Here is a 13,510-nt window from a genome sequence, read left to right as displayed (position 1 = left end):
GCACACCCGCACTCCCTGCACACCTGTCGGGAGATTGCTCGTGGACCGGCGTGTGGGGGCTGTTTCCTCCCGACATCCGGACGATCTCCCGACAAGCGCACGCGTCGAGGTCGAGGGGAGGGACGGGCCGGGACCAGCGCCCACGTCAGCCGCGCTCGCGCAAACGCACGAAGGCGGCGATCACGGCAGCCTCGACGGTGGGCCAGGCATGCACGATCTGTGCATAGTCGAATCGCAGCGTCTCGTTCCCAGCGCCGACGCCGCGGCATCCCTCACCAGATCCCGGTGGCGGTGCGCAGAGCCCGCGTGGTTGCCCTTGCCGTCGGCCTCGAGGATGAGCCTGTCGTCGACCACGAAGTCGACCCTCCCCACGGTCGGGATCGTCACCTGGCAATCCAGCCTGATCCCGTGCACATGCAGCCGCAGCCGCAGCAGCGACTCGAGCCCGCTGTCGGCATCCGATCTGGCCAGATCGACGAGCCAGTGCGCCCGAGCCGGCAGTCGACTCCGGATTCGTCGGCGTGCGGCCTCGGAGATCAGCCGCTGCGTGAGCGACGACTCGAGCGCGGCGAAGAACGCCTCGTCACCACCGCAACGGTAAACATGGACGAGCACCTCTTCGAGCGGTGCGAGTCCGACGCCCGCGCGACCCGCGTCGTAGTGCCCCACGCATTCGCACTCGTCGTGGTGAGCACGACCTCGCCCGCCGAGCCACACGTGAACGGGACCTTCGTCGTAGAGACACCATACGCCGTGCAGTCGCAGCGCATGTGCACAGGTGAGCGCACCGCCGTGTCGTGCGGCTTCCACGAGGTGCACATTCGCCTCCGGCACGGCGAACACCCCAGGTCTCACGCGCTGAAGCGCGCCGACACGCACCTCGTCCGCGCGCATCCGACGAGTGATCCCATACTTCTGGAGCAGGGTGCCCCGGACGACTCCGCCGTGTCGGGCGGTCACGAAAGCGGCACTGAGCATCCGTCGATCCTGCACCTCCCGTGCTCGTGGCGGGGGCCGAGCATCCGGATATACGGGCAGATTCGATTCACGCATCGACTGTGAAGGAACAGAGGTGCCGTCCACCCGTCGGGAGTCCGGGCGGATGTCGGACGAATCGCCGTCGGATCACCCGACATTCGCCCGAGCTCCCGACAGGTGGACGAGGAAGGACGCGAGAGCACGGGGGCACCGTGCACACGGGCGTGAGGGGTCGCGCCCGCGACCCGGATCAGTATCCGGCGAAGGCGTCGGTCGTGAGGCTGCGCGCCTTCTGCAGGGCGGGGGCGAGGTCGGCGATGAGCCGCGGGGGGCCGGAGATGAAGGCGTGGCGCGAGGCCAGGTCGGCGACGGTGCGCTCGAGGGTCTCCGCATCCAGACGCGCGCCCTGCGCCCACGACCAGTGCGCCGGGAGGTCGGCGGGCTCATCACGGGTGAACACGACGGTGCGCACGCCGGTCGCTGCCAGCTCCTCGCGGAAGGCGAGCTCGGAGGCGTCGGAGGCGACGTACACGAGCACCACGTCGCGCTGCTGCCCGGTCGCCTGCAGCTGACGCAATTGCGACACGAAGGGCGTCACCCCGATGCCGGCGGCGACCATGAGCACCGGCTGCTCACCGCGGGGCAGGATGAAGTCGCCCCAGGTTCCGGTCACCGCGAAGGTCGCACCGGGCTCGGCCGCGGCGAGAGCACGCTTGTAGCTCGAGGGATGCTTCTGGTCGCCGTTCTTGTAGGCGATGCGCAGCGTCGGCAGATCGGCCGGCGCCGACACGATGCTGAACTCCCGACGGGTCCCTCGGGCATCGGGTCGGTGATGCGGGACGTCGAGCTCGAGGTACTGTCCCGGCAGGAAACGCACCCGGCCCTTGGCGCGGAACGTCAGCTCCTGGGCGGTCGGGGTCACGAACTCGCGCCGTTCGAGCACCAGCCGCACCGAACCGCGCAGGGCGAAGGCGAACGCCACCAGGTTGCCGATCAGCAGGGCGCGCTCCTGACCGAGTGTGAAGAGACCGGCCACCGAGATCGGCCACCCCGCGAGCAGCCCGACGACGGCAGCCACCACGAGCTGCTGCCGGCGGCGCGGCGGAAGGGTGAGCGGCTCCGACAGCATGAACGCTCCGAGGAACAGGAACGGCGACTGCAACAGCGCGAACTGCAGAGCCGTCGCGACGTCGAAGGCGATGTCGAACTCCACGGCTTGCACGGCCTGCCGCACGACCGATGTGGCCACGGCGACGGCGAGGAACACCAGGATCACTCGGATCTTCTCGGTGCGCCACAGCACCGCGAGGCCCAGCACGGCCACGGGAATCGTGAGCACCGGCGTGCCGACCCACCACGACGACGACGTGCCCAGCCACTCGAAGGCACCGAACGCTCCGAGGATCGAGACCACGGCGGCGCCGAACGCGGCAGGGTTGAAGATGTGACGCCCGCGCCAGGCGATCAGGTACTTCGAGACGCTCGCGACCGCACCGGCGAGCGCGAGACCGAGCAGCGCGCCGGCTTCGACGCCCGGTCGGAGCACGAACAGCAGGATGAGCGCCGTCACCAGCGACGACTCGATGCGCCAGGGCAGTCGGAGCAGGCGCTGCGCCGCGGCGTCGACGGCGGAGATGACGACCGCGAGCACGAGGAACGACGCCACGAGCTCGAGCGGGGTGGGCGAGACGATCACGCCGAACAGCGAGAGCAGGAAGGCGACGACCGCGAGAGCGACGAGCGCGAACAGCACGAGGCGGTACATCGACAGCGAGCCCAGCACCGCGAGGACCCGCTGACGTGCGGCGGCGAATGAGGTGATCACGTTTCCACTCTTCCCTAGTTCTGGGCTGCCGGGGACGACTCCCCCACGGCGAGGAACAGTTCGGCCGGGCACCCGGGCGAACGTTGCACGCGTCCGTCGGTACTCATCCGCGCCCACTCGACGCCCCAGGCGGCCGCGATCTCGTCGCCGCCGTCGAAGAAGAGCGCCGTCGCCACCGCATCGGCCGTCATCGCCTCCGGTGCCCACGCCCAGGTCGCGGCCCAGGTGCGCACCGGGAGTCCGGTACGGGCGTCGAGCACGTGATGCAGCCCGCTCCCCCACGCTCGCCGGTTGATCGCCGAGGCGCACAGCGCCTGATCCTGCACCTCGACGACCCCGATCGCCTTCGTCGGGTCGAACGGATGCTCCAGGCCGATGCGCACACCGGACCCGCGGACGCGGATGTCGCCGCCGGCGTCGACCACGAGATCTCCGGGCACGCACGCCAAGACCGCCGTCACGAGGTCGACGAGGCGTCCTTTGCCGAGCGCGCCGACATCGAGCAGGGACGGGGTGGATGCGGTGACCCCGGTGTCGGTCCAGGACAGACGCTGCTCCCAGGTATCGGGAGCGCGCACCGGATCCCCTGCGGTCAGAGAGTAGTCCGCGTCATATCCGAGCGCGTCGAGGCTGTCGGCGACGAGCGGGTTGACGGCTCCTCCGGTCGCGGCGGAGAGCTCGCGATACGCGTCGAGCATGGGCCCGGCATCGGTGGAAGCCAGAGCGCCGCCCTCCCGACCGAGGCGCACGACGTCCGAGTCCGTGCGGAACCGGGACCACTCGCGGTCGAAGCGTTGGATCTCCGCGGAGACCGCTGCCGTCACGGATTCCGGAAGCGCATCCGTCGTCTCGATCTCCCAGTGCGTTCCGATGGCCTCGAAGCGCCAACTCGCCATGGGAAGTCAGGCGCCTAGGAGGCGGCCTGCTCCTTGATCGACTCGACGGCCTTGTTGAAACCGCCACTGGTGAGCGACGAGCCGGCCACGCGGCTGACGTTCAGGTCGTCGAGTGCCTTGCCGTCGACCTCGTCGGCGATCCCGGCGATGAACTGCCCCTGGTATTGCTTGCTCTCGGGGGCCTGCGGGTCTCCCGTGACCTCGACGTCGGTCACGACGCCGTCGGCGAGCGTGAGGGTGACGGAGATCTCCTCGACCGTCTCCGGCGTCTGGTACGAGCCCTCGGCCGTGTAGGTGCCGTCGGCGTAGGTCGCCGTGGAATCGCCGCCGGACGACGAGGAGGAAGAACCGGCATCGGGCGTGCTGCCGGTGCTGTTCGGGGTCTCGGCGTCAGCGGTTCCGGAGCATCCGGCGAGGACGAAGAGTCCCGCGATTCCGAGGAGTGCGGTTCCCTTGCGGACAGAGGTCGGTACGGTCGTGCGGATCATTGTGGTCCTCCCGGCTCGGTGTCGGCCGACGCGCTCGTCGACCATTCGACCGTAGGCACGGCGGCTATGCGCGGGCTGTGCCGTGACGATGCGTTACGCGTCGCCGCCGAACATGCTCGTCACGGAGCCGTCCTCGAACACCTCGTGGATCGCGCGTGCGAGCAGCGGGGCGATCGGGAGGATGGTCAGGTTGTCCCAGCGACGCGATTCGGTGAGCGGGATCGTGTCGGTGATGACGACCTCGTCGATGGACGAGTCCTGCAGCCGCTCCGATGCCGGGTCGCTGAAGATCGCGTGCGTGGCGGCCACGATGACGCGGTGGGCGCCGTTCGCCTTGAGCGCCTGGGCCGCCTTGACGATCGTTCCGCCGGTGTCGATCATGTCGTCGACGAGCAGGCAGGTGCGGCCGTCGACGGCACCCACGATCTCATGCACGGAGACCTGGTTGGCGACCTTCGGGTCGCGGCGCTTGTGGATGATCGCGAGCGGAGCGCCGAGGCTGTCCGACCACGTGTCGGCGACGCGCACGCGGCCCATGTCGGGCGACACGACGGTGAGGATCTCCCGGTCGGCCGGCGACAGGGTGCGCTCGAAGTAGTCCAGGAGCACGGGCTTGGCGAACAGGTGGTCGACGGGACCGTCGAAGAATCCCTGGATCTGCGCCGCGTGCAGGTCGACGCTCATGACACGGTCGGCGCCTGCGGTCTTCAGCAGATCGGCGACGAGTCGGGCACTGATCGGCTCACGGCCGCGGCCCTTCTTGTCCTGACGCGAATACGGATAGTACGGCGCGACGACGGTGATGCGCTTGGCCGAGGCGCGCTTGGCGGCGTCGATCATGATGAGCGTCTCCATGAGCCACTCGTTGACCGGTTCGCCGAACGTCTGGATGAGGAAGAGATCCACGCCGCGGATCGACACCTCGAAGCGGGCGTAGATCTCACCCGATGCGAACGTGCGGTGCTCCACCGGTGCGATCTCGGTACCGAGCGCCTCGGCGACGGCTGCGGTGAGCTCGGGGTGCGAGCGACCGCCGGCGACGACGAGCCGCTTCTTGGTCTTGGCGATGATCCCGGGGGCCACGCCGTTGTCGCGATCCAGATCGACCGTCTTCTTCTTGCGCGCCATGTCCGCCTATTCCGCCGAATTCTCGCGGGACGCAGCATCCGCCGCGCCCGTCCCTGCTCTGTTCTTCTCGACCCAGCCCTCGATGTTGCGCTGGGGCGCGACGCTCATGGCCAGAGCGCCGGCGGGGACGTCCTTGCGGACGACGGCGCCTGCACCGGTCTTCGCACCGGCTCCCAGCCTAACGGGCGCGACGAGCACCGTGTGCGACCCGGTGTGCACCTCGTCGCCGATCTCGGTGCGGTGCTTGTTCACGTCGTCGTAGTTTGCGGTGATCGTGCTCGCGCCGAGGTTCACGCCGCGCCCGATCGTGGCGTCGCCCACGTACGAGAGGTGGGGCACCTTGCTGCCTTCGCCGATCTCGGCGTTCTTGGTCTCGACGTAGGCGCCGATCTTGCCCTTGGCGCCCAGCACAGTGCCGGGGCGGAGGAACGAGAACGGGCCCACCGTGGCCTCGGCGCCGATCACCGCGAGAGTGGCGTCGGTGCGGCGGACGATCGCATCCTCGCCGACCTCGCAGTCGACCAGAGTCGTGTCCGGACCGATGACGGCGCCAGAGGCGATCGTCGTGGCCCGCAGGATCTGCGTGTTCGGGAGGATCGTGACGTCGGGCGCGAGCGTCGCGTCGTCATCGATCCAGGTGGTGGTCGGGTCGATCACGGTGACGCCCTCGAGCTGCCAGCGGCGCACGATGCGCTGGTTGAGCAGACGACCGACCTCGGCCAGCTGTGCACGGTCGTTGACACCGAAGGTCACCGAGATGTCGGAGACGACCGATGCCGCCACCCGGTCGCCGTCGCGGCGCAGCAGGCCGGGGACGTCGGTCAGGTACATCTCGCCCTGAGCGTTGTCGACGCCGACCCTGGGCAGGTAGTCCCGAAGCGTCGCGGCACGGAACACGTACATCCCGGCGTTGATCTCGCGAACGGCGGCCTCTTCGGCGTTGGCGTCCTTCTGCTCCACGATGCGATCGACGCCGCCGTCGGCATCGCGCACGACGCGTCCGTAGCCGGTCGGATCGTCGACCAGCGCCGTCATCAGCGTGGCCGGAGCGCCCGAGGCGCGGTGCTCCGCGAGGAAGGCGGAGAGGGTGTCGGCATCGGCCAGCGGGCAGTCGCCCGAGAGCACGAGCACGTCGCCGTCGAAGTCGGCGGGGAGAGCATCCACAGCCACCTGCACTGCACGTCCGGTTCCGGGGATGTCGTCCTGGTCGACGAACACCGCATCCGGGTAGTCGGCCTGGAGAGCTGCGACCACCTGGTCGCGCTCGTGTCGCACGACCACCTCGACGTGCGCGGCCTGCAGCCGCCCCGCCGTGGTGAGGACGTGACCCACCAGCGGACGACCGCTGATCGGGTGCAGCACCTTCGGCAGGCGCGACTTCATGCGGGTGCCCTGGCCTGCGGCGAGGACGATGATGGCGAGATTGTTCCCAGTCATGCTCCGCCGCCAGGACTCGAACCTAGACCTAACAGCTCCAAAGGCTGTCGTGCTGCCATTACACCACGGCGGACCGCGCCGCCCCGAGGACGCCGCGGGGACAAGTCTGCCATGCTCCGGCCCCGCATCCGCTGACACCACCGCTCGTCATCCCGCCGAAACACGGCTCTGGGATGCTGACGAGATGAGCATCGTGATCGAACGGGTGGAGACCGCGAGCCCCGCCCTCGCCGAGTTCCTGGTCGCCCATCATGCGGAGATGGAGCACACGGCACCGGCGGAGAGTCGTCACGCCCTGGTGTTCGAGCGTCTGCTCGCCCCTGGTGTGCGGCTGTTCGCCGGTCACCTCGACGGCCGCCCCGTGTCCACCGGAGCGCTGGCGGCGGTCGAGGACGCACACGAGGAGATCAAGTCGATGCGCACCGACCCCGCTCTGCGCGGGCGCGGCCTCGGACGTGCGATGCTCGGCTTCCTCCTGACGGATGCCGAGGCCCGCGGCATCCGTCGGATCTCCCTGGAGACCGGGAGTGCCGACTTCTTCGCCCCGGCACGGGCCCTGTACCACGCGGTCGGCTTCCGTGAATGCGGACCGTTCGGGGGCTACGCCGCCGACCCGTACAGCACCTTCATGACACTCGATCTGCCCGCGGCGTCCGTGATCGCCGACTCGCACACGGGATAATGGGCGGATGAGCGAGGCGGATGAGGTCGACCGGATCGTGGGCGCGTGGAACACCCAGCGCCCCGACCTCGACTTCTCGCCCCTCGAGGTCCTGTCCCGGATGGATCGTCTGTCGCGACACCTCGACCGCGCCCGCCGTGATGTGTTCCGTCGCAGCGATCTGGAGCACTGGGAGTGGGATGTGCTGTCGGCGCTGCGCAGGGCCGGCGCGCCGTTCCAGCTCTCCCCCAAGCAGCTGCTGCAGCAGACACTGGTGTCCAGCGGCACCATGACCAACCGGATCGACCGTCTCGTCGGACGGCGCTTCGTGCGTCGCGAGGCAGACCCCGGTGACGGCCGCAGTGTGCTGGTGACGCTCACCGACGACGGCCGCATCCGTGTGGATGCCGCCATCACGCGTCTGGTCGACGTGGAAGCGGACCTGCTGCAGGCCCTCTCCCGCTCGGATCGGGATCGCCTCGCGGGACTGCTGCGCAAGCTGAGTCTGAGCTTCGACTCGTGACCGGCCGCATCTGATGGGCATGCCCTCTCCCCTCCCTGTGCGCGACGGCGTGGGAGCCACACGACTGCACGTGCCGCTGACCGGGCCATGGCCCACCGCCGCGGCCTACATGGTCGAGCGCTTCTTCCACATGGATCCCGAGCGTCTGCTCGCGCGGTTCGACCGCGGCGAGATCGTGCGTGCCGACGGCTCCCCCGTCCCTCGCGACGCCCCGCTGGGCAGCGTCGAATTCGTCTGGTACTACCGCGAACCCGCTGTCGAGACGCGGATCCCCTTCGAGATCGAGGTCCTGCACCAGGACGAGCATCTCGTGGTCGTCGACAAGCCGCATTTCCTGCCGACGACTCCCGGCGGCAAGTTCCTGCAGAACTCGGCGCTGGTGCGCTTGCGCAATCTCCTCGACAATCCCGACCTGGCGCCGATCCACCGCCTGGACCGTGCGACCGCCGGGCTGCTGATGTTCTCGACACGGCCGGCGACCCGCGGTGCCTACCAGTTGATGTTCGAGAACCGGCAGGTGCAGAAGGTCTACGAGGCGGTCTCCGCACTCCCCGAGGGCGGCGAGTTGCCCTCGTTCCCCCTCGTGTATCGCAACCACATCGAGAAGCCGCGGGCCCAGGTGCGGGTGGAGGTCGACGACACCAGGGAGCCGAACGCCGAGACGCTGATCGCGCTGATCAGCAGCGACGATCGCGTGGTGCACACCCTGCTCAGACCGCACAGCGGCAAGATGCACCAGCTGCGCGTGCACCTCGCCGCCCTCGGCATCGGCATCCTCAACGACAGGTTCTACCCCGAGCTGCTCGAGGACCTGCCCGACGATTTCGACCGTCCCCTGCAACTGCTCGCGCGGGAGCTGCGGTTCGTCGATCCGCTGAGCCGCGAGGAGCGGGTGTTCACCACGCGGCGCACGCTGCAGCACGCGCCCGCCGGCGAGGATCCCGTCAGCGAAGATCCCGTCAGCGGCGCATGACTTTGCGGGCCAGGCGCGTTCCGAGCATCTGCACGAGGTGCACGAACACCACGATCAGGACGATCGCCGTCCACATCACGACCGGCTCGAACTGCCGGAATCCGTAGATCTGCGCGAACGCGCCGAGACCGCCTCCGCCGATCAGACCGGCCATCGCCGTCATATCGATGAGCGCGACCACGATGAACGTGTAGCCGAGGATCAGCGGTCCCAGCGACTCGGGGATGGCCACGGTGAAGAGGATGCGCCAGGGGCCGGCGCCCATCGCGCGCGCGGCTTCGATCACGCCGGGTGGGACCGAGACGAGGTGCTGCTCGACGATGCGACCGATCGCGAACGCGGCGGCGAGAGCGATCATGAACGCTCCGGCGGTGGTTCCGATCCCGGTGCCGACCACCACACGGGCGAACGGCTGCGCGACGGCCACGAAGAGGACGAAGGGGATCGGGCGGAAGAAGTTCACCCCGAGGTTGGCGATCAACGCGACCGGCTTGTTCTGCGCGAGCCCGCCGGGACGGGTGACGTAGAGGATGACGCCGATCGCCAGGCCGAGGATGCCGCCGAGGACGAGCGCGAACGTCGTCATGTAGAGCGTCTCGAGTGCGGCCTTCCACAGCTCGGGCCACAGTTCGTTCAGGCGGTCCATCAGCGCGCCTCCTCTCCGGCGATCTCGGTCACTTCGACACGTTCGGCGATGTTCGCGAGAGCGCGATCGATCACGGCGTCCTCGCCGCGGATGGCGAGGGTGAGGTGCCCGAAGGCCCGTCCGCGGATGTCGTTGATCCCTCCGTACACGAGCTCGAAGTCGAGCCCGGCACCGGCGAGATCGAGGAATACCTGCGCCTGTGAGGAGTCACCGTCGCGGAAGGAGAACGTGACGAGGCGGCCCTGATGCCGCTCGCGCAGGACGGAACGCTCGGACGGCGAGGGCACGCCCTTCACCACCGTTCCGACGAAGCGCTGCGACGCCGGGTTCTGCGGTGACGAGAAGACGTCGAACACATCACCCTGCTCGATCACACGGCCGTTCTCCATCACGGCCACCTTGGTGGCGATCGTCTGGATCACATCCATCTCGTGCGTGATGACGACGATCGTGACACCCTGCTCCTTGTTGACCCGCTGGAGCAGATCGAGCACCTCGTGAGTGGTCTGGGGGTCGAGGGCGCTGGTGGCCTCGTCCGCGAGCAGGATCGCGGGCCCGGTGGCGAGTGCGCGGGCGATGCCGACGCGCTGCTTCTGCCCGCCGGAGAGCTGCTCGGGATACGCCTTCGCCTTGTCGGCGAGGCCGACGAAGCTGAGCAGCTCGGCCACCCGCGTCTCGATATCCGCCTTGGACCAGCCTGCGAGCTTGAGCGGGTAGGCGATGTTGGCCTTGACGGTGCGGGAGGAGAACAGGTTGAACTGCTGGAAGATCATGCCGATCCCCCCGCGGACCGCGCGCAGCTCGCTCTCCTTGAGCGCGGTGATGTCGACGCCGTCGACCGTGATGGTGCCGCTCGTGGCGGGCTCCAACGCGTTGATGAGGCGGACGAGGGTCGACTTGCCCGCGCCGGAGTATCCGATGATGCCGAAGACGTCGCCCTTCTCGATCGAGAGGGAGACGTCGTCCACGGCCACGACTTCCGCGCCCTCACGAGTGCGGGACGGGTAGGTCTTGGAGACGTTCGTCAGGGTGACGATCGACATGTGCTGCTCCGGTCTGCTTCGGGAACGAAGAATCGGGTGACGCGTTTCGCGCCACCCGATTCTCCCTTATCGGACAGGGTGGGAATCCCCGCGTCCTACTTCTTCGCGTCGGCGTCCTTCTGGACCTTCGCGAGCGACGCGACCAGATCCTCCACCGGCGTCTGCAGGGCCACCGCGGTGCCGCCGGACGACTCGAGCAGACCCTTCTGGACGGCCCTGTTCGTCTGGAAGATCTCGACGAGCTTGAGGTAGGTCTCGTTGTCGGCGTCTTCGGCACGGGCGGCGAAGATGTTCACGTACGGCAGGGCACTGGCATCTTCGGGGTCGTCCTGCGCGATCGCGTCCTCGAAGGTGAGACCGGCATCCTGCACGAAGTCGTTGTTGATGATCGCCGCGGCGACGTCGGGCAGCGAGGTCGGGATGAGCGCGGCCTCGAGAGCGGTGACCTTGACCTTGGACTTGTCGGTGTCGACATCGGCGAGGTCGGAGTACGGCGTGCCGCCGCTCTTCAGCTCGACGAGGCCGGCCTGCTGCAGCACGTTCAGCGCACGCGCCTGGTTGGAGGCGTCGTCGGGCACGGCCACCGTCTCGCCCTCGGGGATGCTGTCGACGTCGTCGTACTTCTTCGAGTACAGACCGAGCGGGTAGATCGCGGTCGAGCCGATCGGGGTGAGGTCGGAGCCCGAGGCGTTGTTGTACTCGGCGAGGTAGACGATGTGCTGGAACTGGTTGAGGTCGATCTCTCCCTCGGTGAGCGCGGGGTTGGGCTGCTCGTAGGAGCCGAAGTCGACCAGTTCGACCGTGATCCCCTCTTCGGCTGCGGCATCGACGAACGCCGGCCACTGCTCGTCGCCCTTGCCGACGACGCCGATCTTGACGACCTCGTCCTCGGACGATCCGTCACTGCCGGAGCCGGCGTCGGCTGATCCCGTGGCGCAGCCTGCGAGTGCGACGAAGAGCGGGACCACGGCGAGCGCGGCGAGGATGGAGGTGGTGCGGCGTGACATGTGAAGGAGTTCCTCTCTTGGGGGGACTCGAATACGTTAGGCAGCGCGCACCGCGCACGCGGAATCGTGTGTCACACGGCGTCACAGCAGACACGGAACCCGACGTTCAGTCGTACTCCTCGATCCCCTGCAGGCGCACCTGCTCGAGGTCGAGGCGGGCTGAGATGCGGCGCACGACGATGTCATCGACGGTGCCGGAGCCGCGCAGCCCCAGCAGGACCTCGCGCTTGCGGTCGATGAGGGCGAGTTTGAGTCGCGTGTGCTCGTCGTGGCGGATCAGCGGCGAGCGCTGGGCGAGGTCGACGTCCGCCGAAGTGGCGATGATCTGCAGCACCGCGCCGTCGGTGGCGTCGGCCGCCGCGATCTGCGCGGTGCCGCCGCCGGAGTCCTGATCCGCCCCTGGGGCGACGGGGCGGGTCGGTCCCGCGGTTCCGGCGCCGAGCGGGTCGGGTTCGCCGAGCATCTCGTCGAGCGCATCGGCCTCCGCATCGACCAGAGCCTGCTCGCGGGCCAGGGCGCGGGCGTTCGCGACCTCGAGCATCCGATACCCCTCGGACCGCACGTGGTCGAGCACCTCCTGCCCGACGCCGTGCTCGGAGGCGAGGTCGTCGAGCGCGGCGAGCGCCGCCCCGGAGATCGCCCGCTCCGCGAGCTCGTACTCCTCGTCCTCGACATGATCGACGGGGAACCGCGCCCACCGCACGATGGCGGGCAGGAGCGGACCCTGCACGAGCAGACTCAGGAGGATGACACCGGCGGTGACGAACACGATCTCATCGCGCCCGTTGACGGCCCCGCCCTCGGTGACGGCAGCGGGGACCGACAGCGCGATCGCGAGTGACACGGCACCGCGCATGCCGGCGACCGTGGAGACGACCCTGGCCCGCGCCCGAGCGCCGGGAGCCGGACGAGGGCCGGCCGGACGCTGGACGAGCACGTTGAGCAGTTGGAACAGATAGCGCACGACCAGCAGCGTCACCCACACGGCGAGGGTGAGGAGCACGAGGCGCCCGATCGCCGCCGCCGAGATCTCGTGCACGACGTACTGCACCTCGAGGCCGATCAGCACGAACAGGGCGCCGTTGAGCAGGAAGACGCCGAACGGCCAGGCCGCATCCGCCTGCCGTCGCGACGAGGCGGTCGTGACACGAGGCGCCACGTAGGCGACGATGAGTCCGGCCACGACGACCGCGAGCACGCCGGAGGCATGCACCATCTCCGCGACGAGGAACGCCGTGAACGGGATCAGCAGCAGAGCGACGTTGATCACGATCGTCGACGATGTGCGCCGCAGCAACAGATAGCCGAGGCCGGCGACCACGACGCCCCCGGCGATGCCGCCGACATACGACAGCAGCACGTCGAGCGTGACCGACAACGGGGTGATCTGACCGCCGAGGGCGAGCGACACCGCGATCGCGTAGAGCACCAGGGCCGTGCCGTCGTTGGTCAGGCTCTCGGCCTTGAGCTTCATGAACATGCGGCGCGGCAGCAGGCGCCCGAGGGCGGCGACGGCCGTGGCATCGGGGGGAGCCACCGCAGCCCCGAGGATGAGGGCGATCTCCCACGGCATCCCGAACAGCACCCCGATGCCGGCGACCGCGAACGCCGAGGCGACCACGAGCACGGTGCTCATCGGGAGGATGTAGCGGAAGTCCCGCCGGATCGACCGGAGCGACGTGGTGAGGCTCTCCCAGAAGAGCATCACCGGCAGGAACAGCAGCAGCACCGTCTCGGGTGGCAGTTGCACCTCGCGCAGCTGCGGCACGAAGCCCAGCAGCAGCCCGAAGATGACCAGGACGAGGGGCAGCGCGAGACGCACGCGCGGGGCGATAAGGGTTCCGACGAGAATCGTGAGTCCGAGCAGGACTGTTACTTCGAGGCCTTCCATCCCTACCTCCCAAC

The 13,510-nt window shown here is 68.8% G+C and carries 13 protein-coding genes and 1 tRNA gene; 3 read left to right on the top strand and 11 right to left on the bottom strand.

The features are described from left to right. Positions 1-180: 180 nt before the first annotated feature. The 7 genes from F6W70_RS14945 to F6W70_RS14915 all read right to left on the bottom strand — a co-directional run bounded on the left by F6W70_RS14945 (position 181) and on the right by F6W70_RS14915 (position 6,825). Positions 181-978 carry a putative endonuclease domain-containing protein gene (locus tag F6W70_RS14945; RefSeq protein WP_318278911.1) on the bottom strand — a complete coding sequence of 266 codons (798 nt, stop codon included), beginning with the start codon at positions 976-978 and terminating at the stop codon, positions 181-183. A 250-nt stretch (positions 979-1,228) separates the two neighbouring features. Further along, positions 1,229-2,803 carry an FAD-dependent oxidoreductase gene (locus F6W70_RS14940; protein ID WP_151487151.1) on the bottom strand — a complete coding sequence of 525 codons (1,575 nt, stop codon included), beginning with the start codon at positions 2,801-2,803 and terminating at the stop codon, positions 1,229-1,231. A gap of 14 nt (positions 2,804-2,817) precedes the next feature. Beyond that, positions 2,818-3,699 carry an FAD:protein FMN transferase gene (locus tag F6W70_RS14935; protein ID WP_151487150.1) on the bottom strand — a complete coding sequence of 294 codons (882 nt, stop codon included), beginning with the start codon at positions 3,697-3,699 and terminating at the stop codon, positions 2,818-2,820. Between the two features lie 14 nt (positions 3,700-3,713). Next, a complete protein-coding gene (locus F6W70_RS14930) occupies positions 3,714-4,187 on the bottom strand; it encodes an FMN-binding protein (protein WP_151487149.1) in 474 nt (157 codons plus the stop codon). A gap of 93 nt (positions 4,188-4,280) precedes the next feature. Next, positions 4,281-5,315: a ribose-phosphate diphosphokinase gene (locus tag F6W70_RS14925; RefSeq protein WP_017828424.1), complete on the bottom strand. Its 1,035-nt coding sequence runs from the start codon at positions 5,313-5,315 to the stop codon at positions 4,281-4,283. A 6-nt stretch (positions 5,316-5,321) separates the two neighbouring features. Next, positions 5,322-6,752, bottom strand: a complete 1,431-nt coding sequence (glmU, locus tag F6W70_RS14920) for a bifunctional UDP-N-acetylglucosamine diphosphorylase/glucosamine-1-phosphate N-acetyltransferase GlmU (RefSeq protein ID WP_055870751.1) — start codon at positions 6,750-6,752, stop codon at positions 5,322-5,324. Position 6,753: 1 nt separating this feature from the next. Continuing rightward, positions 6,754-6,825 (bottom strand) — tRNA-Gln (locus F6W70_RS14915). 111 nt (positions 6,826-6,936) lie between these two features. On the opposite strand from F6W70_RS14915, the gene F6W70_RS14910 reads away from it, so the two are divergent. Genes F6W70_RS14910 through F6W70_RS14900 form a run of 3 tightly spaced genes read left to right on the top strand, consistent with a single transcriptional unit; the run spans position 6,937 to position 8,909 of the window. After that, positions 6,937-7,434, top strand: a complete 498-nt coding sequence (locus F6W70_RS14910) for a GNAT family N-acetyltransferase (RefSeq protein WP_055870748.1) — start codon at positions 6,937-6,939, stop codon at positions 7,432-7,434. A 7-nt stretch (positions 7,435-7,441) separates the two neighbouring features. Beyond that, positions 7,442-7,936 (top strand): MarR family winged helix-turn-helix transcriptional regulator, encoded by a 495-nt coding sequence (locus F6W70_RS14905; protein ID WP_055870746.1) that lies wholly within the window; start codon positions 7,442-7,444, stop codon positions 7,934-7,936. 19 nt (positions 7,937-7,955) lie between these two features. After that, positions 7,956-8,909 carry a pseudouridine synthase gene (locus F6W70_RS14900; protein ID WP_200942487.1) on the top strand — a complete coding sequence of 318 codons (954 nt, stop codon included), beginning with the start codon at positions 7,956-7,958 and terminating at the stop codon, positions 8,907-8,909. Here the strand turns inward: F6W70_RS14900 and F6W70_RS14895 are convergent. The 4 genes from F6W70_RS14895 to F6W70_RS14880 all read right to left on the bottom strand — a co-directional run bounded on the left by F6W70_RS14895 (position 8,896) and on the right by F6W70_RS14880 (position 13,496). Continuing rightward, the gene (locus F6W70_RS14895) at positions 8,896-9,555 is read right to left on the bottom strand and encodes a methionine ABC transporter permease (protein WP_127482036.1); all 660 of its coding nucleotides are present in this window, start codon (positions 9,553-9,555) and stop codon (positions 8,896-8,898) included. The two genes, F6W70_RS14900 and F6W70_RS14895, sit on opposite strands and share 14 nt — an antisense overlap. After that, entirely contained in the window at positions 9,555-10,598 is a 1,044-nt protein-coding gene (locus tag F6W70_RS14890; protein WP_055870735.1) for a methionine ABC transporter ATP-binding protein, read from the bottom strand. The genes F6W70_RS14895 and F6W70_RS14890 overlap by 1 nt, the downstream gene beginning before the upstream one ends. Positions 10,599-10,693: 95 nt before the next feature. Beyond that, positions 10,694-11,605 (bottom strand): MetQ/NlpA family ABC transporter substrate-binding protein, encoded by a 912-nt coding sequence (locus F6W70_RS14885; RefSeq protein ID WP_151487148.1) that lies wholly within the window; start codon positions 11,603-11,605, stop codon positions 10,694-10,696. 106 nt (positions 11,606-11,711) lie between these two features. Then, on the bottom strand, positions 11,712-13,496 hold the full coding sequence (locus F6W70_RS14880) for a Na+/H+ antiporter (protein WP_151487147.1): 1,785 nt from the start codon (positions 13,494-13,496) through the stop codon (positions 11,712-11,714). Positions 13,497-13,510: the final 14 nt, after the last annotated feature.

This window comes from Microbacterium maritypicum, from assembly GCF_008868125.1.
Taxonomy (GTDB): Bacteria; Actinomycetota; Actinomycetes; order Actinomycetales; family Microbacteriaceae; genus Microbacterium; species Microbacterium maritypicum.
This window is presented reverse-complemented; position numbering and strand designations above follow the sequence as displayed.